Here is a 22901-nt window from a genome sequence, read left to right as displayed (position 1 = left end):
GGATCCAGGCATGAACCAGCTCGACCAGTTCCTGCACCGCGCCGAGAACCTGCTGGCCAGGCTGGAGGCGATGCTGCCCCCAGCCGTGCCGCGCGAGCCCGAGTGGGGGCGCAGTTTCGCCTTCCGCTGGCGCCGCAGGCCGGGCGCCGGCGCCAACGCGGGCAAGTACCTGCAGCCGGTGCTGCACGCCTCGAACATCGCGCTGGACGATCTGCAGCACGTTGGCCGCCAGAAGGAGCAGATCGAGCAGAACACGCGCCAGTTCGTGCAGCGCCGCCCGGCCAACAACGTGCTGCTGACCGGCGCGCGCGGCACCGGCAAATCTTCGCTGATCAAGGCTTGCCTGAACGGCTTCGCCAGCCAGGGCCTGCGCCTGATCGAAGTCGATAAAGCCGACCTGGCCGACCTGCCGGACATCGTCGACCTGGTGGCCGGCCGCCCCGAGCGTTTCGTGATCTTTTGCGACGACCTCAGTTTCGAAGAGGGCGAGGCCGGTTACAAGGCGCTGAAGGTGGCGCTGGACGGCAGCGTGGCCGCGCAGTCGGACAACGTGCTGATCTACGCGACCTCGAACCGGCGCCACCTGATGCCGGAAAAGATGTCGGATAACGCCGGCTACAGCCACGGCGACGACGGCGATCTGCATCCCGGCGAAACCGTCGAGGAAAAGATCTCGCTGTCCGAGCGTTTCGGCCTGTGGCTGTCCTTCTATCCGTTCAAGCAGGACGATTACCTCGACATCGTCGCGCACTGGCTGCGCAGCTTCGGCTGCACGCCGCAGCAGATCGAGGAAGCGCGCGCGGACGCGCTGCGCTGGGCCTTGCAGCGCGGCTCGCGTTCGGGTCGGGTGGCCTGGCAGTTCGCCAAGGATTATGCAGGCAGGCTGCCGGAATCGGTTGCGCCGGGCTCGGTCAGCGGCTGATAACTACCCGCTGCGCATCAGCTTGGCATTGATTTTTGTCAGATATATTTACAGCTCGATGTTGGGTAAATTATAACTCGTTGATATTGCTAATGACTTTTTGTTGGCATAGCTTTTGCTCTTCCGGTTACGGTGCTTTTCCACCTCAACCAGAAAGGGCAATACATGTCTCTGACAAAAAAAGCCGTATTTTCAATGGTTCTCGGGTTAGTCGTGTTCCAGTCCGCGTATGCGGTGCCATTGCGAAATGGCCTGGGCGGACCCGCCGGCTACGGCGAGCTGAGCCAGATTCCGAATGACGATCAGTCCTCCAACCAGCTGAACCTGCCATTCAGCGTGAATTTCTTCGGTGGCAGCTACAGCCACTTCTTCGTCAACAACAACGGCAATATCTCGTTCGGCAACGCGCTCGGCACCTTTACGCCCCAGCCTTTCCCGAATTCCAGCCTGCCCGTCATCGCGCCGTTCTGGGCCGACGTCGATACCCGCAACCAGCCGGGCGGTGGCGCGGTCTACGTGGCCGCGCCGAACCAGGATACCGTGGTCGTCACCTGGAATAATGTCGGCTACTACAGCGGGCACAACGACAAGCTGAACGACTTCCAGATGACGCTGGTTAACCGGGCGGACACGGGCGCGGGCAATTTCGATATCGAATTCCGTTATAACCGCCTGGAGTGGACCACCGGCGACGCCAGCGGCGGCTCCGGCGGTATCGGCGGCACCCCGGCGCAGGCCGGCTACGATGCGGGCAACCAGACCAACTTCTTCGTCTTGCCGGGCTCCTTCAGCAACGACATCCTGAACCTGGCGAATACCTCGAACGTCAGCCAGGAAGCGCCCGGCCTGTGGACGATGGCGATCCGCAACGGCACCACCTCCGACGGTTCGAGCCCCGACGCGCCGCTGCTGCCCGATATCGTCAACGACGATGGCTTCCAGTTCAACTTCGACGTGCAGCTGGGAACGCCGGTGTTCATCGATCCGGAAGTCGCGGTCGGCTATGAGTACCGTGTCAATTCGGGTCCGAACATCCTGCGCGCGCTGTTCCCCGTGATTGCCGGCGACACCGACGGCTACCAGATCTACGGCCTCGACGACATCCTGCTGGGGACCGCGATGCCGGGCCAGTGGTTCGAGTTCGGCGCCAACGGCGTCAACGGCTTCAAGCTGCTCGGCATCGACGCCGGCGCCGGCCTCGACCCTGCGAACACGCAGGCCTTTGTCACCGGTCTGGAGTTCACCGGCGCCGGCAGGGTCTCGATGACCCAGGATCCGATCGTGACCGACACCGGCGGCACGGTGCCGGAGCCGACCTCGATGATGCTGCTGGCCGCCGGTGCGCTGGCGTCGCTGGCAGGGCGCCGCCGGCGCGGTGCGCGCGCATGAGGATGGTCTTGCGTGCCATCGGCCTGGCGCTTGCCCTGGCGTCCGGCGCGGCCGGCGCCGGCCCGTCGGCGCCGGATGCGCCGCGCCAGACCCGCAGTGAACGCTACGGCAACTGGGGCATGTCCTGTGCCGTCGCGGCCGGCGACATGGGTAGGGCGGTCGAGCGCTGCATGGTGTCGCAGCTCGTCATGGCCGATCCGCGCAAGCGCCAGGTCGTGCTCGGGCTGACGGTCGATTTCGTCGACTCGGCGGCGGTGCCGACCCTGCGTGCGCGATTCTCGGCGCAAGCCGAACCGCGTGCCGGCATCGGCATCAAGGTCGACGCATTGCCGGACATGCGCCTGGCGATCACGGACTGCGACGCACGCCGCTGCGAAGCGGTGGGGCGCCTCACGCCGCCCGTGCTCAAGCGCCTGCGCGCAGGGAAGCTGGCCCAGTTCGCCTACCTCCAGAAGGATGGGCGGCAGGTAACGCTTCCCTTGTCGCTGAAGGGATTCGGCGACGCGCTGGCCGCCTTGCGCCAGCAACAGCAGGACCTGGCGCGCGATCCGGCCAGGCAGGCGGCACGCTAGCTGGACTGGCCAGGCCCGCAGCGTCCGTTCGCTGCGCGGCCTGGCGTACAATACGGGATTTTCCCGGACAGACACATCCATGCAGGGCAAACAAAGCAAACCCATCGATGTCGCGGTGGGCATCCTCATGCGCGAGAACGGCGACGTGCTGCTCGGCCAGCGCCCCGAAGGCAAACCCTATGCCGGCTACTGGGAATTCCCGGGCGGGAAAGTGGAGCAGGGCGAGGACATCTTCCACGCCCTGCAGCGCGAATTCGTCGAGGAGCTGGGCGTGCACATCGTCAGCGCCGAGCCCTGGTGCTGCGTCGAACACGTCTACGAACACGCGCATGTGCGGCTGTACTTCTACATCAGCCGCGAGTGGGAAGGCGAGCCGCAAAGCCTGGAGGGCCAGGCCTTCGCGTGGCAGGGCGGGTATTCGGTCAGCCCTTTACTGCCGGCGACCATTCCGCTGCTGGAGTGGCTGGACCGGGTGCGCTATCCACATAATTAATATAGACATCAATGTCTAGATAAGCTATCTTCGCTGAAGCCGGACAAGTTTGTTCAAACCCAGCGAATGGAGCGTATCGTGCATCGCCATGTCATCCTGCTTTCCGCATTGTTTTCCATCTTTCCGGCACGCGCCGAGACCGGCCCGGTCGGCGAGCGGGCCGCCATCATCCAAAGCATCGTCAAGGAACTGAACACCTCCTATATCGATGCCGAAAAAGCCCGCAAGCTGGAACCCGTCTTGCGTCGCGCCGACTTCGGCAAGTCGGACAGCGAAGAAGCTTTTGCCGAGAGCGTCACGGCGATGATGCGAGACGTGACCAAAGATCCGCACCTGCGCTTGCTGTACAGTGCGGAGCCGGCGCCGGGATCCACGAATGCCAAGCCGGCGCCGAGCCTCGCGCAACGGCAGGCACGCATGCGTGAAGAAAATTATGGAATCGAACGTGTCGAGCGCCTGCCCGGCAATATCGGCTACCTGAAGACGCGCTTCTTCGCGCCCGCGGCCGATTCGGGACCGGCTATCGGCGCGGCCATGACGCTACTGGCCAATACGGATGCCCTCATCATCGACCTGCGCGAGAACGGTGGCGGCACCACCGATGCGGTGCCTCTGCTGGCGAGTTATTTCTTCGATAAACGGACACATATCGCCGATCTCTACACGCGCGAAGGGAATGTCATCGAGCAGCAGTGGACGTCGCCGGCCGTGCCGGGCAGCCGTTTTAGTGCAGACAAAGAAGTCTATATCCTGACCAGCAAGGAGACCTTTTCGGCGGCCGAGGGGCTGGCCTTCGCCCTGAAAGGCCTGAAGCGCGCGATCATCGTCGGGGAAACGACGCGCGGCGGCGCGCATCCTTCTCTCATCAAGCCGATCAATGCCCGTCTTGCACTGATGGTGCCAAACTCCACGGCGCGCGATCCGGTCACGCTCAAGGATTGGGAAGGCGTGGGCGTGGCGCCCGATGTGGCCGTGCCTGCCGCGGAGGCATTGACCCGAGCACAGATTCTCATCCTCGACAAACTGCGCGCACGCAAGCAGGAGCCGAGGGTGCAGGCCGACATCCGCAAGCGCCTCGAGGAACTCGGCCCAGCCTCCTGAGTCCTGCGTGCCTCACTCAGCCCTTGGCTTGACGCGCCAAGTGCTCCGGATAGCGGGCGCCCTGCACCGTGATGTTCGCGGCCGCCGCATCGATGCCGGCCAGGTCCTCCGGCGTCAACTGGAGCGCCACGGCGCCCAGGTTCTCGTCCAGTCGGTGCAGCTTGGTGGTGCCCGGAATCGGCACGATCCAGGGTTTCTGCGCCAGCAGCCAGGCCAGCGCCACCTGGGCCGGCGTCGCGCCTTTCTGCTGCGCGACCTGGCCCAGCAGATCGACCAGCACCTGGTTCGCCTTCCTGGCTTCGGCGGTGAAGCGCGGCAGGCTGTTGCGGAAGTCCTTGCTATCGAACTGGGTGCTCTCGTCCATCTTGCCGGTCAGGAAGCCGCGGCCAAGCGGGCTGAAGGGCACGAAGCCGATGCCCAGTTCTTCCAGCAGCGGCAGGATCTCGGCTTCCGGTTCGCGCGTCCACAGCGAGTATTCGCTCTGCAGCGCCGTGACCGGCTGCACCGCGTGGGCGCGGCGGATCGTGTCGGGTCCGGCTTCGGACAGGCCGAAGTGCTTCACCTTGCCTTCCTTGATCAGCTCGCCAACCGTGCCGGCCACGTCCTCGATCGGCACGTTCGGATCCACGCGGTGCTGATAGAGCAGGTCGATCGCATCCGTCTTCAGGCGTTTGAGCGAAGCCTCGGTGACGGCGCGGATGTGTTCCGGGCGGCTGTCCAGCTCGCTCCAGCGCGGCCCGCCCTTCGGGTCGGGCGCGAAGCCGAACTTGGTGGCGATGACGACCTGCCCGCGCAGCGGCGCCAGCGCCTCGCCGACCAGTTCCTCGTTGTTGAAGGGGCCGTAGACTTCGGCCGTATCGAAGAAGGTGACACCGCGCTCGACCGCGCTGCGCAGCAGCGAGATCATGTCGGCCCTGGTGGGTGCCTGGCCGTAGGCGTGGGTCATGCCCATGCAGCCCAGGCCGAGGGCGGAGACTTCCAGATTGCCGAGTTTTCGTTTCTGCATCGTGCGCTCCTGACAAAGTGAAGGACGACTATAGCAGTCCGTCCGCCACCGCGCAGGCAGCGCTTCAAGTGTGCAGGATGCGGCCGCCCGCGAACGCCCAGTTTTCCCAGCTGGTTTCCTTGAACACCACCATCACGTTTTCCGGGTCCAGCCCGGCCATGCGCAGGCGGTCCATCAGTTCGGCCAGCAGCTTCTTCTTGACCTTCACGCTGCGCCCGACCGACCACAGGATCTCGATCAGCACGAAATCGTCGGTGCGCGCGGTGGCCACGTCGGGATAGGAAGCATCGAAGCGGAAGTCGGCGGCGTCGAGTTCCAGCACGCGCTGGAACTTGTCGGTGTCGGGCACGCCGGTCGAGACCAGGCTGGCGTGCACGGCATCGAGCACCTTGCCCTTGAACTCGGGGCTTTTCGGCTTGCGGACGGTAAGGGTGACGAGCGGCATGCGGAATCCCCTTCAAAAAGGCTTACTGGTTGGCCAGCGGATCGTCCTGGGCGTCATTGGGCGCGGCGCCCGGGATCGTGTATTTTTCCTCGGCCCAGGCGCCAAGGTCGATTTGTTTGCAGCGTTCGGAGCAGAAGGGGCGGAACTTGTTCGCGGGGGTCCATTCCACTTTCTTGCCGCAGGTGGGGCAGGCGACGACGGTCATGATTCGGTTCAGAAGTTACAGAGGGTGAGCTCGAATGGTACATCGTCTTCGAGCGGCTTGGGTTTCAGGTCCCCGCCCTGGCTCGTGAAGCGCACCCACAGCATGTACTTGTTGGCCGAGATTTCCGGAATCGCACCGAGGTTCTCGTCGATGGACAGACGCAGCATCTGGTAGACCTTCCCCTGCAGCATCTGCTGGTAGCTGCCGGCCACCGCGATCATCTTGACCGGACCGCCCGAGTCGCGCAGCAGGCGCAGCACCAGGGACAGGGCGTCGAACAGCGGCGCCAGCGGCGCGAACCAGGCCGCGATGTCGGCATGGCGCTGCTCGGCAGAACGATGCTGCCAGGCGTAGTAGGAAGGCAGGTCGAATTCGCAGGCGCCGCCCGGCATCACGGTGCGGCCGCGGATGCTCATCAGCCATTCGTTGTCGCGCACGTTCTGGCCGGTCTTGCCCTGGGCGTTGACGAGGGCGTTGCTGATGGTATCGAGTTCGGCCAGCACGGCGTCGAGCGCGTCGGCGGCGACGGCCGGATTGCTGCGGTAGCTCAGCAGGCTTTGCTTCTGGCGTTCGAGTTCCTGCAGCAGGTCGGACTTGAGGTCCGCGCGGCCCGCCACTTCCAGCATGTCGAAGATCGTCGCGAGGGCGACGTGGTGCTGCAGAGGATGCTCCTGATTCACAAAGAACTTGAATTTCTCGTACAGGTCCTCGAGCCGCAACAACGTGCGAATCCGCTCGTTGAATGGGTATTCGTAGACGATCAAAGTGGCATTCCTCTCGGCGTAGGCTGGCGCGACCACGTGATTCTGAACCATCGTGGGCAAAATTACAAACGCTCGTTCGGATCGCTCGCTAATCTTGCCGCTTCGTCAAGATAAAAGGCGTGCAGGCGTTCCACCTGGGGCAGCAGCGCATCGACGCCGGCGTCGTTGAGGATGAGGTCGTCGGCGGCCAGCCGGCGCTGGGCGCGCGAGACCTGGGCCGCCATGATGGCGCGTACCTGGGCTTCGGGCAAGCCATTGCGCGCCATCACGCGGGCCACCTGCACCTCTTCCGGACAATCGATCGCCAGCACCCGCGCCACGCGCTCGCGCCAGGTGCCGGATTCGATCAACAGCGGCACCACGAACATCACGTAAGGCCCGGTGGCGATCAGGGCCGCCGCGGCGGTGGCTTCGCGGATGCGCGGATGCAGGATGCCCTCCAGGCGGGCCCGCGCGCCGGGATCGGCAAACACCAGGGCGCGCATCTTCGCGCGGTCCATGGCGCCGTCCGGCGTGGCGAAATCGGCGCCGAATTCGGCGATCAAGGCCGGCATCGCCGCACCCTGGGGTGCGGTCAGCGCGTGCGCGATCTGGTCGGTGTCGATGACCGCGGCGCCGCGCGCGGCGAACAGGTCGGCGACGGTGGTCTTGCCGCAGCCGATGCCGCCGGTGAGGCCGACCGTGAATCCTTGTTTATCCCGCAGTTTATTCATTCAAGGCTGCGCCAGCCCGATCGCCAGGCGCGTCAGTTCGGGTCCGTAGAAGAGGGCGATCATACCAGCGCCGGCCAGGTAGGGGCCGAACGGGATGTGCTGGCCCTTCTTGGTCCGGCCGATCACGATCATGGCGATGCCGATGGCGGCGCCAACGAAGGAGGACAGCACGATCAGTGCCGGCAGCATCTTCCAGCCGAACCAGGCGCCGAGGGCGGCCAGCAGCTTGAAGTCGCCGTCGCCCATGCCGATCTGCCCGCGCACCAGTTCATAGGTGCGCGCGACCGCCCACAGGAACAGGTAGCCGCCGGCGGCGCCGAGCACCGCTTCGCGCAGCGGCACGAAATTGCCGTCCAGGTTGATGAGCAGGCCCAGCCACAGCAGCGGATAGGTGAGGTCGTCCGGCAGTTCCTTGTGGTCGATGTCGATCAGCGTCATCGCGATCAAGAGGTAGGTGAAGACCAGCGTCGCCAGACCGGTCCAGCCGCTGCCGAAATGCCAGATCAGCAGTCCCGACAGGATGCCGCTGACCGCTTCGACGATCGGATAGCGGGCCGAGATCGGCGCTTTGCACGCGCTGCATTTGCCGCGCAGGACCAGCCAGCTGACGATGGGGATGTTTTCCAGCGCCCCGATCTGGTGGCCGCAATGCGGGCAGGCCGACCTCGGCACCATCAGGTTGTAGCGGTCCGGGTGGGGCAGCGGCTTGCCCTCTTTGTCCGCGATGTAGTTGTCGATCTCGCGCTGGCGCATGATCGGCAGGCGGTGCACGACCACATTCAGGAAGCTGCCGATCAGCAGGCCGAAGATGGCGGCGACCACGGCGGCGGCCATGGTGCCCGGGGCGGCGAAGAGGAAAAGATCCGGTTGCATAGGGAGCAGATAAGCGGTTTCTGTGAATCAACCTATTGTAGGGGGATTTCGACAGTCTGGACACTGCCGACGCGGCCACGCGACAGATTGGCGCCGGCATGGCAAGATGGCGGTTCGATACCGCCAGGCCCATGTGCATAATGAAGTCGTCGTTGAAACGAGCATTTCCCGTGTTGTCCTTGCATCCTGTAACGGTAGGGACGCTGTTGGGCGGTATCGTCATCACCCTGTTCCTGCACCAGGCGGTACTCGGCCTGGAGCGCACGCGCAGCGGCTACGACTTCGCACGGCGCCAGGAAATACGGATTGCCCTGATCAAAGGCAGTTTCGACGAGGCCGGCGAAGCCGTGCGCGCGGTCAACCTGTTGTTCCGCTCGAGCGACGAGGTCAGCGACGCCCAGTTCATCCGCTTCACCCAGCCCTTGATCGACACCTACCCGTATGTGCACGGGCTGACCTCCCACCGCTTCGTGCTTGGCGCCGAGCGCGCAGCCTACGAGGCCGCACGGCGCAAGGTATGGCCGGATTTCGAGATCAAGGAAAAGAAGGATGGCGGCTTCGTGCGCGCCGGCGAACGTCCGCTGTACCTGGTGCTCGACATGATCGCGCCGCAGCAGCGCAATGCCTCCGCGCATGGTTACGACATCTGGTCCTTCGCGCCGCACCGCGAACTGGCCGAGCGCGCGATCGCCACCGGCCAGGCGATGGCCAGCGGCCTGGTACCCATGGTCGAGCCGGTCGGCCGGCTCGGCATCGTGATCACGCTGCCGGTCTACGGTCCGCTGTCGCCCGGTGCCGGATCTGTCGAAAGGCGCGCCGCGGCGCGCGGCGTGAGCGAAGTCCTGATCGATGTCTACGAACTCGTTCAACTGAACCTGCGCCATGCCAACCTGGCGCCCGGCGTCGAAATCACCCTGTCCCGCCAGGTGCAAGGGCAGTCGACGATGCGCGAGGTGGGGCGCTTCGGCAGCCTCGACGGCGGCGAAGCGGCTTTCCCCGGCAAGCTGGTGGGCTCGGTACTGTTCGACCGCACCCAGCGCTTCACCGTGTCCGGGCAGGCCTGGGAATTGCGCTCGCGTGCCCGCGAACCCGCTATCGCCCACCTCGGATCCGTGCTTGTCCTGCTGACCGGCCTGGGCTTCAGCGTCGCCGCCGCCGCCCATGTGCAGGGACGGTCGCGCCGCGTCGCCTACATCCAGGCCCTGGTGGACGAGCGCACCGCCGACCTGCGCCGCACGTCCGAGGCGCTGCGGCTGTCCCAGCGCGCCATCGAATCGAGCGCGAATGCGGTCATCCTGGTGGACGCGCTGGCCGAGGGCACACCCATCATCCACGTCAATCCCGCCTTCCAGCGCCTGCACGGCCTGCGCCCGGAGGAGGTCATCGGCCAGCCGATCGACATGCTGGCGCCCGACGGCGACGAGCAGCCGGCCCTCCACGAACTGCACAATGCCCTGCGCGAGCGGCGCGAAAGCCACGTGGTGCTGCAGCTCGCGCGCAAGGACGGCGCGAGGTGGTTCGCCGACATCTACCTGGCCCCGGTCAAGGACGCGCAGGGCGTGACCGACCATTTCGTCATCAGCGAATACGACGTCACCACGGCCCGCCAGTACGAAGCCGAACTCGAACACCGCGCCCACTACGACACCCTGACCGGCCTGCCGAACCGGGTGCTGCTGACCGACCGCATCGCGCGCGCGATCGCGTTCGCGCGCCCGCAGGGCTGGCCGGTATGGGTGGTGGCGCTCGACCTCGACCACTTCAAGCACGTCAACGACAGCCTGGGCCACGCGGCCGGCAACCGCCTGCTGCGCCAGGCCGGCGAACGCATCCTGGCGCTGGCCGGCCCCACCGGCACCGTGGCGCGCACCGGCGACGACGAATTCGTGCTGCTGCTGGAAAGCCGCATCGACGAGCGCCAGGCGGCCGCGATGGTGAACGAGGTGCTGGCGGCGGTCGCCGCGCCCTTCACGGAACAGGACCAGCGCCTGTTCATCACTTGCAGCGCCGGGATCGCGGGCTTCCCCGGCGACGGCTGCGATGCCGAGACCCTCGTCAAGCATGCCCAGATCGCCATGGTCCGGGCCAAGGAAGCCGGGCGCAACGCCGTGCGCTTCTACCTGCCCAGCATGAACGAAAGGGCGGTGGAGCGCCTGGCGCTGGTCGATGCGATGCGCCACGCCATGAGCTACAGCGAGTTCGAACTGTATTACCAGCCGCAGATCGCGCTGGCGACTGGCGAAGTGATCGGCATGGAAGCGCTGCTACGCTGGCGCCATCCGCAAATGGGCATGTTGCGTCCGGACCGGTTCATCTCGCTGGCCGAGGAGACCGGCTTGATCGTCCCGCTGGGCACCTGGGTCTTGCGCGCCGCCTGCGCCCAGGCCGCGGCCTGGCACAGGAGCGGCCTGGGCGAATTGCGCATCGCCGTCAACCTGTCATCGCGCCAGTTCAACGACGCCTCGCTGCCGCGCCTGATCGAATCGGTGCTGCTGGAGACCGGGCTGCCGGCCACCAGCCTCGAGATCGAGCTGACCGAAAGCCTCATGATGGAAAACGTCGATGCCGCCATCGCCACCATGCGCGAGCTGAAGGCGATGGGCGTGCAGCTCTCGATCGACGACTTCGGCACCGGCTACTCGAGCCTGTCCTACCTGAAGCGCTTTCCGGTCGACGTGCTGAAGATCGACCAGTCCTTCGTGCGCGACATCGAGAACGACACCAACAGCACGGCGATGGTGGCGGCGATCATCTCGCTGTCCCACGACCTGGGCCTGCGCGTGATCGCCGAAGGCGTCGAGACCGAGGCCCAGCTGGCCTACCTGCGCAGCCGCGGCTGCGACGAGGTGCAGGGCTACCTGTTCAGCAGGCCGGTGCCGGCGCGCGAGTTCGAGCAGATGCTCAGGGATTCCCGCCTGGCCGCGCTGCAGGGGGCTGCTGTTCGGCCCATCGGCTGAACCAGCTGCCCACGCGCAGGTCGCCGTCGTAGCTGAGGTGGTTGGTGTCGCGGTACATCAGGCGCCCGTCGATCATGGCGCTGCACCAGCGCTCGTCGCACAGCGCGCTCGATGCGCGGAACCATTCGACCTGCGGGAACATGCGCGCCGTCTCCTGGCGGATCTGCTCGTGCTGGTCGACCTGCTTGTCCCATTCGCTGCGCGGGATGCCGCAGGGCGAGGTCGTGGCCGAGGAAGCCACGCCGGGGCGCCTGATGCAGGTGCGCGGGTCGAAAGGCAGGATCGGCACGTCTTCGATGACGATCACGCGCTTGCCGGCGGCCAGGAAGCGGCGGTAGGTATCGCGCGCGGCGTTCACCATCGGCTTGAAGTTGTCCGCGAAGCCGACCCGCTGGTGGGTGGCGAAGATGACGGTCTTGATCGAGGGCGTGTTCAGCGCCTGCTCCAGCATCGGCTGGGTCGCTTTCTGGAACTCGTCGTCGGCGCCGGCCGGCAGGTCCCAGTAGGGCACGCGGGTGCCGAGCATCAGCAGGTTCTCGCCCTTGCTCTTGTAGTAGTTGGTGAGGCCGGCCACCACGTGGTAGGCATGGCTGTCGCCGAGCAGCGCCACGGTCGGCTCGCGCTCGGGCCAGGCCTGCAGGCAGTATTTGTAGACGGAGTCGAAGCCGTAGCGCTGCTTGCAGGCGGCGGCGTTGGCCTTGTCTTCGACCAGGACCAGGGCCTTCTGGTTGGCCAGGTTTTCCTGGATCGCCGCGCGCTGCGGCAGTCCCTGCTGCCAGAACACGTAGCCGCCGGCCAGGCCGGTGCCCGCCATCAGTACGCACAGCAGCGTCACCGCGGCCCGCGCGCGGGCGCCGCGCAGGCCGCGCAGCGGCCGCTCCAGCAGGCGCCAGGACAGCCACGCCAGCAGCACCGCCGCCACCAGCGCCGCGGCGCGGATCTGCGGCGCCGGCAGGTGGCCTTCGACGATCTGGGCGAAGGACAGCAGCGGCCAATGCCACAGATAGAGCGGATAGCTGATCAGGCCGATCCAGACCATCACCGGATTGCCCAGCACGAACCGGTTGAACCAGGCCTGCGGCCCGGCTTCGATCAGCAGCATGGCCGCCGCCACCGGCATCAGTGCCCACCAGCCGGGGAAGTGCTTCGGGGTGATCAAGGCCAGGCCCAGGGCCAGCAGCGCCAGCGCGGCGCTGGCCATCAGGTGCGCCTTGAAGCCGCCAGGCGCAGCGCTCGGGCGGCCATGGGCAACACAGGCCAGCAGCGCGCCACCCAGCAGCTCCCAGGCGCGGCTCAGCGGCGAATAGAAGGTGGCGGTCGCGTGGTGGCTGATCCCGGCCGCGTTCAGCGCGAAGGACAGCAGCGCCAGCAGCGCGGTCACCAGCAGCAGCTTGCTGCGCCAGCGCCAGGCCAGCGCCAGCACCGCCGGCCACACGATGTAGAACTGCTCCTCGATCCCCAGCGACCACAGGTGCAGCAGCGGCTTGGTGTCGGCGCTGGTATCGAAGTAGCCGACCTGGGCCCAATAGAAGAAGTTGGCGGCGAAGCTGGCGCCGCCGCCCACGTGCTTGCCCAATTGCCCATATTCGTCGGGGAACAGCGCGAGCCAGCCGAACACGAGGCAGGCGATCATCACCGCCAGCAGCGAAGGGAAGATGCGCTTGACGCGGCGCGCGTAGAAGGCGGCGATGCTGAACTTGCCGAGCTGGAGCTCGCGCAGCAGGATGCCGGAAATCAGGTAGCCGGAGATGACGAAGAAAATGTCGACGCCGATGAAACCGCCCGGCAGCAGGGCCGGGAAGGCGTGAAACAGGATCACCGACAGCACGGCGATTGCGCGCAGGCCGTCGATGTCGCGGCGGTAGGGAAGATGGGTGGCCGCGGCGCGTGCGGCGTCCTTCGGCGCGTCGACGACGTCCGGTGCGTTGGAGTTCAAGGTGCTGGGTCCCGGTGCAAGAATAGATTTATTGCTGACAATTTTCTATTGTTATCTACCAGGGTGGGGTTAGACAAGCCTGGTGGGTAACTGGGTATTCTTGCGCGGGCAGGTGACGTACAGCTTGACCCGTTGCAGGTCGCGCGCCTGGATGCGCCAGGCACCGTGGCCGGCGCCTGGTGGCGCCGGCAGGAACAAGCAGCAGCGGGATTAAACCACCGCCCCCAGCTTGAAGATAGGCAGATACATCGCCACAACAAGACCGCCAATCAGCACACCCAGGATCACCATAATCATCGGCTCCATCAGCGAAGACAGCGCACTCACGGCCTCGTCGACTTCCTCTTCATAGAAGTCGGCGACCTTGCCCAGCATGCTGTCCAGCGCACCCGATTCCTCGCCGATGGCGACCATCTGGGTCACCATGTTCGGGAACACATTGGCGTTCTGCATCGCCACCGTCAGGCTGGTACCGGTGCTGACTTCGGTCTGGATCTTGCGCGTCGCGTCGAGGTAGACCGCGTTGCCGGCCGCGCCGCCGACCGAGTCGAGGGCTTCGACCAGCGGCACGCCGGCCGCGAACATGGTCGCCAGCGTGCGGGTCCAGCGCGCGATGGTGGCCTTGCGGATCACTTCGCCGAAGACCGGCAGGCGCAGCAGCAGGCGGTCCATCGCCTGCTGCATCTTCAGCGAGCGGCGCCAGGACTGGAAGAAGAAGTAGATCGCGCCGAACAGCGAGCCGAAGATGATGTACCACCACTTGACGACGAAGTCGGACATCGCCATCACCACCAGGGTCGGGGTCGGCAGGTCGGCGCCGAAGCTGCTGAACACTTCCTTGAAGGCCGGCACCACCCAGATCATGATCACCGCGGTGACGATGAAGGCGATCGCCAGGATCGAGATCGGGTAGGTGAGGGCGGATTTGATCTTGGCTTTCAGCGCCAGCGTCTTTTCCTTGTAGATCGCCAGGCGCGTCAGCAGGTCTTCCAGGATACCGGCCTGTTCGCCGGCGCCGACCAGGTTGCAGAACAGCGGGTCGAAGTAGAGCGGGTACTTGCGGAAGGCGTTGTTCAGGCTGGTGCCGGTCTCGATGTCGGCGCGCAGGTCCATGATCAGCTTGGACATCGACGGATTCGAATGGCCCTTGCCGACGATGTCGAAGGATTGCAGCAGCGGCACGCCGGCCTTCATCATGGTGGCCAGCTGGCGCGTGAACAGGCCCAGGTCTTTTTCGGTGATCTTCTTGCCGCTGCGGTAGGCCTTCTTCTTGACCTTGACCACCACGATGCCCTGGCGGCGCAGGGTCACGTTGACGACGGTTTCGCCGCCGGCGCGCATTTCGCCGCGCACGGTCTTGCCGGTCTTGTCCTTGCCTTCCCAGGCGTAGACGGATTCCTTGATCTGGGCGCCGCCAGCGCTGCGTACTTGGGCCGAAGTTGCCATGTGTTTTCCCGTATCTAAACTACTCGTTGGTGCAGCCAAGGACTTCTTCGAGACTGGTCAGCCCCTGTTTCACCTTCATCAGGCCGGAGCGGCGCAGCGAATTCACGCCTTCGCTTTCGGCCTGGGCGGCGATTTCCATCGCGTTGCCGTTGGCCAGGATCAGGGCTTCGATCGCCGGGGAGATCGGCATGATCTGGTAGATGCCGACCCGGCCCTTGTAGCCCGAGCCCAGGCAGCGCTCGCAGCCGACCGGACCGTAGGGCTTCCATTCGCCGTCGAGGTCGGCGTCGCGGAAGCCGGCGGACCTCAAGACCTCGCGCTCGATGTCGAGCGGCTGCTTGCAGGCGCACAGGCGGCGCGCCAGGCGCTGGGCCGTGATCAGGATGACGGAGGAGGCGATGTTGAAGGGCGCCACGCCCATGTTCATCAGGCGCGTCAGCGTCGACGGCGCATCGTTGGTGTGCAGGGTCGAGAACACCATGTGGCCGGTCTGGGCGGCCTTGATCGCGATGTCGGCGGTTTCCAGGTCGCGGATCTCACCGACCATGATGATGTCCGGGTCCTGGCGCAGGAAGGCCTTCAGCGCGACCGGGAAGGTCAGGCCCGCCTTCTCGTTGACGTTGACCTGGTTCACGCCCGGCAGGTTGATCTCGGCCGGGTCTTCGGCGGTCGAGATGTTGATGCCCGGTTTGTTCAGCAGGTTCAGGCAGCTATATAAAGACACCGTCTTGCCGGAACCGGTCGGCCCCGTCACCAGCACCATGCCGTAGGGGCGGGTGATGGCGTCGATCAGCAGCGCCTTCTGGTCCGGATCGTAGCCGAGCGCGTCGATGCCCATCTGCGCCTGGGTGGCGTCGAGGATACGCATGACGGTCTTCTCGCCGAACAGGGTCGGCAGGGTGCTGACGCGGAAGTCGATGGTCTTGGTTGCCGACAGCACCAGGCGCATGCGGCCGTCCTGCGGCACGCGCTTTTCGGAGATGTCGAGCTTGGCCAGCACCTTGATGCGCGAGACCAGCTTGTCGCGGATCGACAGCGGCGGCGCCAGGTGGTCGCGCAGCACGCCGTCCACGCGCATGCGGATCCGGTACTGCTTTTCGTAGGGCTCGAAGTGGATGTCGGAGGCGCCCAGCGTGATCGCATCCATCAGCACCTTGTTCAGGAAGCGCACGATGGGCGCGTCCTCGACTTCGGTGGCGGCGGCGGCTTCGGCTTGCGAAGGCTGCTGCGGTTCCTCGTCGGCGAATTCGATGTCGTCGCCTTCGCCGACCAGCTCGCTGATGCTCTGCTCGGCGTTCTTGGTCAGCGTGGCCAGCAGGGCCAGCAGGGCGTCGTGGGCGACGATCACCGGCTCGACCGAGGCTTCGCTCTGGAACTTGATCTGGTCCAGGGCCTGGGAATTGGTCGGATCGGACAGCGCCACCGACAGTTTATTGCCGCGCTTGGACAGGGCCACCACGCGCTGGGCCTGCATCAGGCGGGCGTCGATGGCGTTGGCCGGCAGGGCTTCGATACCGAGGGTGGAGAGGTCGAGCAGCGGGTAGCCGAAGGTCTCGGCGCAGAACACGGCCAGGCTGCGCGCATCGATGAGGCCGGCGCCCAGCAGGGTATCGATGAAACCGGTCTTGTCGGCGGCCGCCTTTTTCTGCAGGCCGTCCGCCTGCGGCAGGCTCAGGCGCCCGGCCTGGACCAGGGCGCGCGCCAACCCGGGCAATGCGGTGCCTGCGGTCGGGTTCGGGAGGACTGCTGCCATAGGATCAGGGACGGAGTGGCGACAAGGAGCCGGGCTGGACGCTCATGCCCGGTGGCTGCTTTGGATGATGCCCGTAGGCATCACATTTGTAAAGAGATTGGGGTGAGGATAGAGGCGTGCATACCACGTAGACGAAATGGTATTGCTGAGGTGATAAGTGGGGAAACGGTGACATGTTGGCTCCAGTGGCAATGTGCCGTCATTCCCGCGAAGGCGGGAATCCAAGTTTTGCTTGCAGTAACGAAACGCCTGCAAACTTGGATCCCCGCCTACGCGGGGATGACGTGGTTCCATCGTTTGATAACAACCGGCCTTAACAGTTTCACCACCTTGATTGACTGATTCTGCACCTGCACCACTTCGATCACGACCCCGCCCAGCTTCAGCGCAATCGGACACTCCGGAATCTCCTGCAGTTGTTCGAGCAGCAAGCCGTTGAGCGTCTTCGGTCCGTCCAGCGGCAGGTCCAGTCCCAGCTTCTTGTTGATGTCGCGCAGCGGGGTGCTGCCCTCCAGCAGGCACTCGCCGCTGGCATTCCAGGCCAGGGCGTCGGCACGCACCTCGTCCGGGGTCGAGGTCGTGAAGTCGCCGATCATTTCCTCGATGATGTCCTCGAGCGTGACCAGGCCCTGCACCTCGCCATATTCGTCGACGATGATGCCCAGCCTTTCCTTCTGTTCCTGGAAATACTGGAGCTGGGCGAGGACGTCGGTGTCCTGCGGGATGAAACACGGCGGCGAGAGCAGTGCGCGGACGTGCCCGACCGTCAGTTCGCCCGCTTCGTTCAGCAATCGCACCGCCTTGCGCACCGTCAGGATGCCGACCACCTTGTTGATCTCGCCCTCATACACGAGCAGCTTGCGGTGGGAGGAGGTCGTCAGCTCGGCCATGATGTCCGCGATCGGCAGGGCCAGGTTCAGGGCTTCGACCTGGCTGCGCGGCGTCATGATGTCCTCAACCGAGATCTTTTCCAGGTCGAACAGGTTGAGCAGGATGCTCTGGTGCTTCTGCGGGATGAAGTTGCCGCCTTCCAGCACGACGGTGCGCAATTCCTCGGCCGACAGGCGCTGCTGCTGGGCGCCGCTGTGCGCGCGGATGCCGAGCGGGCGCAGGATGCTTGACACGAACAGGTTGACGAACCAGATCGCCGGCTTGGCCAGCTTCATCAGCGGCCGCAGGACCAGGCTGGTGCCCAGCGCGATGCGTTCGGGGTAGGTGGCGCCGATCACCTTGGGCGCGATCTCGGCGAACACGATCAGCAGGAAAGCCACGCTGGCGGTGGCGATGGCGATCGTAATGACGCTTTCTTCCTGGCCGAAGAAGATGATGGCGATCGCCGTCACCAGGGCGGTGGCCATCGCATTGATCAGGGTATTGGCGATCAGCACCAGCGACAACAGCTTGTCGGTGCGCTCCAGCAGCCACAGGGTGGTGACGGCGCCGCGGTGGCCGCGCCTGGCGAGGTGGCGCAGGCGGTATTTATTGGCTGCCATCAGGGCCGTTTCCGCCATCGCGAAAAAGGCCGAGCAGAGAATCAGGAAGACCAGGGCAAGGACGAGTGCCCAAAGGGGTATGGATTCCAAAGTTGACTGGGAAGAGTCGGGAAGGAATCGATTCTAAGGGGAAGGGAAGGCGGGTTGCAAGTTTGGCCAGATACGGGGGCCGCCGTCCCCGCCTGCGCGGGGACGACGGTATTCAGGCGGGGACGACGGTATTCAGGCGGGGACGACGGTATTCAGCCGGGGACGACGGTGTTCAGCCTTCAGCGCAGCGCCAGGTGCTTCCCGGCAGCAGGCGCGGCCGCCGATGCCGCCAGGGTCGGCGTGTTGTCGAGCTTGAACACGGCCAGGGCGTTCGACAGCTGCACGGTCTGCTCGCTCAGCGACTCGGCGGCGGCCGAGGCTTCTTCGACCAGGGCGGCGTTCTGCTGCGTGGTCTGGTCCATGTCGTCGATCGCGCGGCCGATCTGTTCGATGCCTTCGCTCTGGCGCTGGCCGGCTTCGGTGATCTCGGCCATGATATCGTGCACCTTGCGCACCGAGTTCACGATCTGGTCCATCGTGGCGCCGGCTTCGTCGACCAGCGCGGTGCCGGCGGTGACCTTCGACACCGAGGCGGTGATCAGTTCCTTGATCTCCTTGGCGGCGGCGGCCGAGCGCTGGGCCAGGGTACGCACTTCGCCGGCCACGACCGCGAAGCCGCGGCCCTGTTCGCCGGCGCGGGCCGCCTCGACGGCCGCGTTCAGCGCCAGGATGTTGGTCTGGAAGGCGATGCCGTCGATGACCGAGATGATGTCCACGATCTTCTTCGACGACTCGCTGATCGAGCCCATGGTCTGCACCACGTTGCCGACCACTTCGCCGCCGCGGGTGGCGATGCTGGTGGCCGAAACCACCAGTTCGTTGGCCTGATTGGCGTTGGCGGCGTTGGCGCGCACGGTGTCGGTCAGGGATTCCATCGCACGGGTCGTGTTGCCCAGGCTCGAGGCCTGCGATTCGGTGCGGCTGGCCAGGTCGGCGTTGCCGCTGGCGATCTCGGCGCTGGCCATCTGGATGGTCTCGCTCGAGGTCTTGATCTCGGCCACCATGGTCGCCAGGCGGGTGCGCATTTCCTTCAGCGCGACCAGCAGGCTGGCGCTGTCGCCGTCCTCGACCCGGATTTCCATCGACAGGTCGCCGGCGGCCACGCCACGGGCGATTTCGCGCGCATATTCCGGCTCGCCGCCGAGTTGCTGCCAGATCGCGCGCACCACGAACCACGAGACCGCGGCCAGGGCCAGGATCACGATCAGGCCGGTGATGACGATCGCGGTTACCACGCCGCGCACTTTCGAGGCGCTGCGTTCGATGCCGTCCTTGAACTGCTGCTGGGCCGCTTCGCCGAACTTGGCGAGGTCGGTGTTCAGCACGCCCAGTGCGCTCTGCATCTTGCCGACGGTGGCCTGGGCGTCGCCCTGCTCGAGTTCGAGCATGATCTTGGCGGCGGACAGCGCCGGGGCATAGTAATCCTCGAATTCTTTGCTCAGGCGTTTGCCGGTGTCGGCCATGCCTTCGATCTTGCCGATTTCGGCCAGGTGGCTGCGGACCTTGCCGGCCTGCTCGCCGATCTGCTGGATACGCGCCTTGTCGCCTTCGCTGACGGCGTCGCGCAAGCCGTTCGTGACCGCTTCGATTTCGGCCGCCAGCGCCTTCGAGCTGCCCAGGGCTGGAAAGTCGACGCTTTCGGTCATGTGGATGGAGTTCAGGGCGCTGGTCGCGATGCTCGCGCTGACGGCCGCGCCCAGGCCGAAGATGATGGTCGAGATGACCGGTAGTGCCCAAATCCTGCGCTTGATGCTCATGCTGCCGTATCTCCTGAAATGTGAACGAAGAAGCCGTCCGGCCCCGGCAGACCGGGTGCGGACGGAACTCCCAACGGTGATGGGGTCGCCTTACGGGGCGGTGTAGATCACCTTGACCGAGCCGTCGACTGCGCTCTTCTCGATGTAGCCGATGGCCTTCGGATCGGCCGCCACCGCCTTCTTGACGGCGGCGCTGTCGCCGACTTCCTTCGGCATCGTGGCCTTGCCGGTGAATACCAGCTTGGACCACAGGGCCTTGACCTGCGAGGCGTCCTTGTCGGTGACCTTCTTGTAGAACTCGCCGCGGATCGGGGCGCTTTCCGGCTGGTCGACCGGGGTCATCGACGACGATTTACCCAGGAAGAACTGGGCGACCTGCTCCTTGCTCATGCTGCTTTCCGCGGCCTTCGGGTTGACCACCACCACCACTTCGGCCATGGCCGGCAGGGCCGATGCCAGTGCGGCGGCTGCGAAGGAAGAGAGAACTGCGATCTTGATCAGTGCTTTCATCTGTCTCTTTCTCAAGCTTTAGAACACGAAGTCGAGGGCGACGGCGCCGACGGTGACCGGGCCCTTGAAGCCAGGCTGCGGTGCCAGGAACAGGCCATGGCCGTTCTGCGGACGCACGCGGTCGATCTGGGCCTTCAGGGCCACCGAGCGGTGGAAGTCCCAGCGCACGCCGATGGTGTCGGTGCTCTGTTCGCCCTGGCCGATGCCGGTGTTCTTCAGCGTGTCGACGCCGCCGCGCAGGGTCGCCATGGTCGGGGTGCAGGCCGCCGGGTAGCCGGCCGGGCAGGCTGCCGGGACGCTGTTGGTCGGGACGCTGTCGATCTTCAGTTCCGAGTGGATGTAGTAGGGCAGGACCTTGCCGAAGCGGTAGCCGGCCATCGCGTACCAGGCACTGGTGTCGTTGACATAGCTGTCGGTCTTGCGCTTGGCGTATTCGGTCTGGACCACGATGTCGTTCCAGTCCAGGCCCAGGCCGGCCGAGGTGAAGGAGGCCTTCTTCTTGTTCAGCTGCAGCTCGTCGGCCAGCTGGTTCAGTTGCGGGAAGCGGTAGCCGGTGCCGGCGCTGCGCAGGCCTGCCAGCAGGGTGTTGAGCGAGGTCGAGGTGTTCAGCGACAGCCTGGCGTCGGCGCGGCCGAAGCGCAGGGTCAGCGGGCCGTGCTCGGCCACCAGGTTCAGGGCGCTCACGCGGTGTGCGTCGACGGTGTTGCCGACCAACTGGCTTTCGGTGCCGCCATAGGCAAGCTGGGCGGTGACGTTGGTGTCGCCGAAACCGTGCTGCCAGGTGACGTCGGCGCCAGTGATGCTGCTGAACGGCACCTGCGAGTACAGTTCGCCCGGCGGACGCAGGAAGGTGTTGGCATAGCCGACGTTGCGGTAGTCCGAGATCATGAAGACCGGCAGGCCGATACGGCCGACGCGCACGCTCAGCTCGTCATTGATCCTGGCCTTGGCGAAGGCCCAGGACAGTTCGGCGCCGAAATCGTCTTCGGCATCCTTGCGCACCAGGCCCTGGCCGGTGACGGACAGCCAGCTGTTGATGGCGTAGTCGGCCTGCAGGCCGAGGTTGGAATCGACGCCGGTGGTGACGTTCTTCCTGGCGCCGCTTGCCTGGTTCGGGCGGCTGAATTCGGCCTGGTCGCTGTTGGTCCAGGTGAGGGCGCCGGTGCCGAAACCGCTGATGCGCACGCCGGACGAATCCTGGGCGTAAGCGGTAGAGACGGCCAGAGGCAAGGCGAGCAGAGTCGCAATGATGCGTTTGTTCATGGGGTAAGCCTGCAAAATTCCTACTGCGGATGGGGATGGTTCTTGTTCGAGGATGATCTGTGGCGAGGGTTAGGCCACGGCGGGTTTCCTGTAATCAATTGTATCCAGACAGGATTTTTTGCCGCAAGGAAAATAAATATTCGCCAATAGTCAGATGACTATCGGGATGTCATTTTGTGGTGCCAATCAGACACCAGCCGTTGTCCAATTTCAAAAAGATATTGAACTTGAGGCGCGGGCTAGTTCCACCAATGCGAGGTGGTGCCGGCTTCCGGCAAGCGGGCCTGGCGGGCGGCGTGGACGATGCCCGCCTCGACAGCTTCGTCGGCGGTGTAGATGCGCGAGCTGCCGGTGAGACAGCCGCGGATGTCGTGCGGCTGGCGGGCGCCGCGCGTGGCTTCGTCGAAGATGGCGGCGTAGCGCTCGGCGTCGAAGTCGAGGCAGTCGCGCCACTCCGAGATGCGGGCGTGATCCGCCGCCACCAGGTTGCCGAAGCCCCAGTGCAGCGGGTGGATCAGGAAACGGGTGCCGGGACAGGCGTAACGCATCTGGCCGGCCAGGAAGATCGCGACCCCGACCGATTCGACGCTGCCGACGTTCCAGGTGGTGAGGGGCAGGGGCAGCGACTTGAGGAAGAAATACAGGGCGAAGCCGGCCGTCATGTTGCCGCCTTCGGTCGACATGTGCAGTTCGATCTCGCTGGCGCCGCTTTGCAGGGCTTGCAGGCACAGGTTACGGATGGTGCAGGCCGAGGTGGCGTTGATCGGGCCGATGAAATGGACGACGTGCAGACTCATGCGCTTTCTCCTTTGGCTTGCCGGTTCAGCTGCCCCGGTAGGTGGAATACGACCAGGGCGTCACCACCAGCGGCACGTGGTAGTTCTGGCCGGGATCGGCCACGCCGAAGGCGATCGTCACGCGGTCGATGAAGCGGGGAGAAGGCAGCGCCACGCCCTGGCTGGCGAAATAATCGCCGGCCGCGAACACCAGTTCGTACCGGCCGGCGCGCAGGTTGTCGCCCTCGAGCAGCGGGCTGTTGCAGCGGCCGTCGCTATTCGTTGAGTCCTCCTTGATGAGGGTGCGCTGCGAACCCTCGACCGCATACAGTTCCACCCTGACGCCGGCGCCAGGCTTGCCGTGGGCGGTGTCGAGGACGTGGGTGCTGAGTTTTCCCATGGGCATTCCTATATCTCGTGCATGAATTCGGCTATGT

The 22901-nt window shown here is 65.3% G+C and carries 21 protein-coding genes; 6 read left to right on the top strand and 15 right to left on the bottom strand.

The genetic code is table 11. From position 1 onward, the window contains the following. The first annotated feature begins 10 nt into the window (after positions 1–10). From NX782_RS15135 to NX782_RS15115, 5 genes are all read left to right on the top strand, one after another. The gene (locus NX782_RS15135) at positions 11–922 is read left to right on the top strand and encodes an ATP-binding protein (RefSeq protein ID WP_258846308.1); all 912 of its coding nucleotides are present in this window, start codon (positions 11–13) and stop codon (positions 920–922) included. Between the two features lie 195 nt (positions 923–1117). Beyond that, a complete protein-coding gene (locus tag NX782_RS15130; protein WP_258846307.1) occupies positions 1118–2311 on the top strand; it encodes a nidogen-like domain-containing protein in 1194 nt (397 codons plus the stop codon). Continuing rightward, entirely contained in the window at positions 2308–2883 is a 576-nt protein-coding gene (locus tag NX782_RS15125; RefSeq protein ID WP_258846306.1) for an invasion associated locus B family protein, read from the top strand. Before NX782_RS15130 ends, NX782_RS15125 begins: the two co-directional genes overlap by 4 nt. A gap of 79 nt (positions 2884–2962) precedes the next feature. Then, on the top strand, positions 2963–3376 hold the full coding sequence (locus tag NX782_RS15120) for an NUDIX domain-containing protein (RefSeq protein WP_258846305.1): 414 nt from the start codon (positions 2963–2965) through the stop codon (positions 3374–3376). Positions 3377–3454: 78 nt separating this feature from the next. Further along, positions 3455–4477, top strand: a complete 1023-nt coding sequence (locus NX782_RS15115; protein ID WP_258846304.1) for a S41 family peptidase — start codon at positions 3455–3457, stop codon at positions 4475–4477. A 16-nt stretch (positions 4478–4493) separates the two neighbouring features. Here the strand turns inward: NX782_RS15115 and NX782_RS15110 are convergent, their stop codons facing one another. The 6 genes from NX782_RS15110 to NX782_RS15085 all read right to left on the bottom strand — a co-directional run bounded on the left by NX782_RS15110 (position 4494) and on the right by NX782_RS15085 (position 8483). Next, positions 4494–5483, bottom strand: coding sequence for an aldo/keto reductase (locus NX782_RS15110; RefSeq protein ID WP_258846303.1), 990 nt, complete (start codon positions 5481–5483; stop codon positions 4494–4496). 64 nt (positions 5484–5547) lie between these two features. Then, positions 5548–5928: a tautomerase family protein gene (locus NX782_RS15105; protein WP_258846302.1), complete on the bottom strand. Its 381-nt coding sequence runs from the start codon at positions 5926–5928 to the stop codon at positions 5548–5550. Positions 5929–5950: 22 nt separating this feature from the next. Next, on the bottom strand, positions 5951–6133 hold the full coding sequence (gene yacG, locus NX782_RS15100; RefSeq protein ID WP_258846301.1) for a DNA gyrase inhibitor YacG: 183 nt from the start codon (positions 6131–6133) through the stop codon (positions 5951–5953). Positions 6134–6141: 8 nt separating this feature from the next. Continuing rightward, entirely contained in the window at positions 6142–6897 is a 756-nt protein-coding gene (zapD, locus tag NX782_RS15095) for a cell division protein ZapD (protein WP_258846300.1), read from the bottom strand. 62 nt (positions 6898–6959) lie between these two features. Further along, complete coding sequence (gene coaE, locus NX782_RS15090) at positions 6960–7610, bottom strand: dephospho-CoA kinase (protein WP_258846299.1); 651 nt, start codon at positions 7608–7610, stop codon at positions 6960–6962. Continuing rightward, a complete protein-coding gene (locus NX782_RS15085; RefSeq protein ID WP_308632966.1) occupies positions 7611–8483 on the bottom strand; it encodes a prepilin peptidase in 873 nt (290 codons plus the stop codon). A gap of 206 nt (positions 8484–8689) precedes the next feature. On the opposite strand from NX782_RS15085, the gene NX782_RS15080 reads away from it, so the two are divergent. Further along, positions 8690–11440 carry a bifunctional diguanylate cyclase/phosphodiesterase gene (locus NX782_RS15080; RefSeq protein WP_258846298.1) on the top strand — a complete coding sequence of 917 codons (2751 nt, stop codon included), beginning with the start codon at positions 8690–8692 and terminating at the stop codon, positions 11438–11440. Here the strand turns inward: NX782_RS15080 and NX782_RS15075 are convergent. The 9 genes from NX782_RS15075 to uraH all read right to left on the bottom strand — a co-directional run bounded on the left by NX782_RS15075 (position 11385) and on the right by uraH (position 22864). Further along, on the bottom strand, positions 11385–13376 hold the full coding sequence (locus tag NX782_RS15075; RefSeq protein ID WP_258846297.1) for an acyltransferase family protein: 1992 nt from the start codon (positions 13374–13376) through the stop codon (positions 11385–11387). The genes NX782_RS15080 and NX782_RS15075 overlap by 56 nt on opposite strands. Before the next feature lie 210 nt (positions 13377–13586). Continuing rightward, a complete protein-coding gene (locus NX782_RS15070) occupies positions 13587–14822 on the bottom strand; it encodes a type II secretion system F family protein (RefSeq protein ID WP_258846296.1) in 1236 nt (411 codons plus the stop codon). 19 nt (positions 14823–14841) lie between these two features. Further along, entirely contained in the window at positions 14842–16575 is a 1734-nt protein-coding gene (gene pilB / locus NX782_RS15065) for a type IV-A pilus assembly ATPase PilB (RefSeq protein ID WP_258846295.1), read from the bottom strand. Between the two features lie 269 nt (positions 16576–16844). After that, a complete protein-coding gene (locus tag NX782_RS15060) occupies positions 16845–18158 on the bottom strand; it encodes an HlyC/CorC family transporter (protein WP_258846294.1) in 1314 nt (437 codons plus the stop codon). A gap of 179 nt (positions 18159–18337) precedes the next feature. Continuing rightward, positions 18338–19915: a methyl-accepting chemotaxis protein gene (locus NX782_RS15055; RefSeq protein ID WP_258846293.1), complete on the bottom strand. Its 1578-nt coding sequence runs from the start codon at positions 19913–19915 to the stop codon at positions 18338–18340. A 90-nt stretch (positions 19916–20005) separates the two neighbouring features. Continuing rightward, on the bottom strand, positions 20006–20425 hold the full coding sequence (locus NX782_RS15050; protein ID WP_258846292.1) for a hypothetical protein: 420 nt from the start codon (positions 20423–20425) through the stop codon (positions 20006–20008). Between the two features lie 18 nt (positions 20426–20443). Beyond that, positions 20444–21688: a hypothetical protein gene (locus NX782_RS15045; protein WP_258846291.1), complete on the bottom strand. Its 1245-nt coding sequence runs from the start codon at positions 21686–21688 to the stop codon at positions 20444–20446. A gap of 239 nt (positions 21689–21927) precedes the next feature. After that, the gene (locus NX782_RS15040; RefSeq protein ID WP_258846290.1) at positions 21928–22485 is read right to left on the bottom strand and encodes an ATP-dependent Clp protease proteolytic subunit; all 558 of its coding nucleotides are present in this window, start codon (positions 22483–22485) and stop codon (positions 21928–21930) included. Positions 22486–22510: 25 nt separating this feature from the next. Next, positions 22511–22864: a hydroxyisourate hydrolase gene (gene uraH, locus NX782_RS15035; protein ID WP_258846289.1), complete on the bottom strand. Its 354-nt coding sequence runs from the start codon at positions 22862–22864 to the stop codon at positions 22511–22513. Positions 22865–22901: the final 37 nt, after the last annotated feature.

It is taken from the genome of Massilia norwichensis, assembly GCF_024753245.1.
Lineage (GTDB): Bacteria > Pseudomonadota > Gammaproteobacteria > Burkholderiales > Burkholderiaceae_D > Telluria > Telluria norwichensis.
This window is presented reverse-complemented; position numbering and strand designations above follow the sequence as displayed.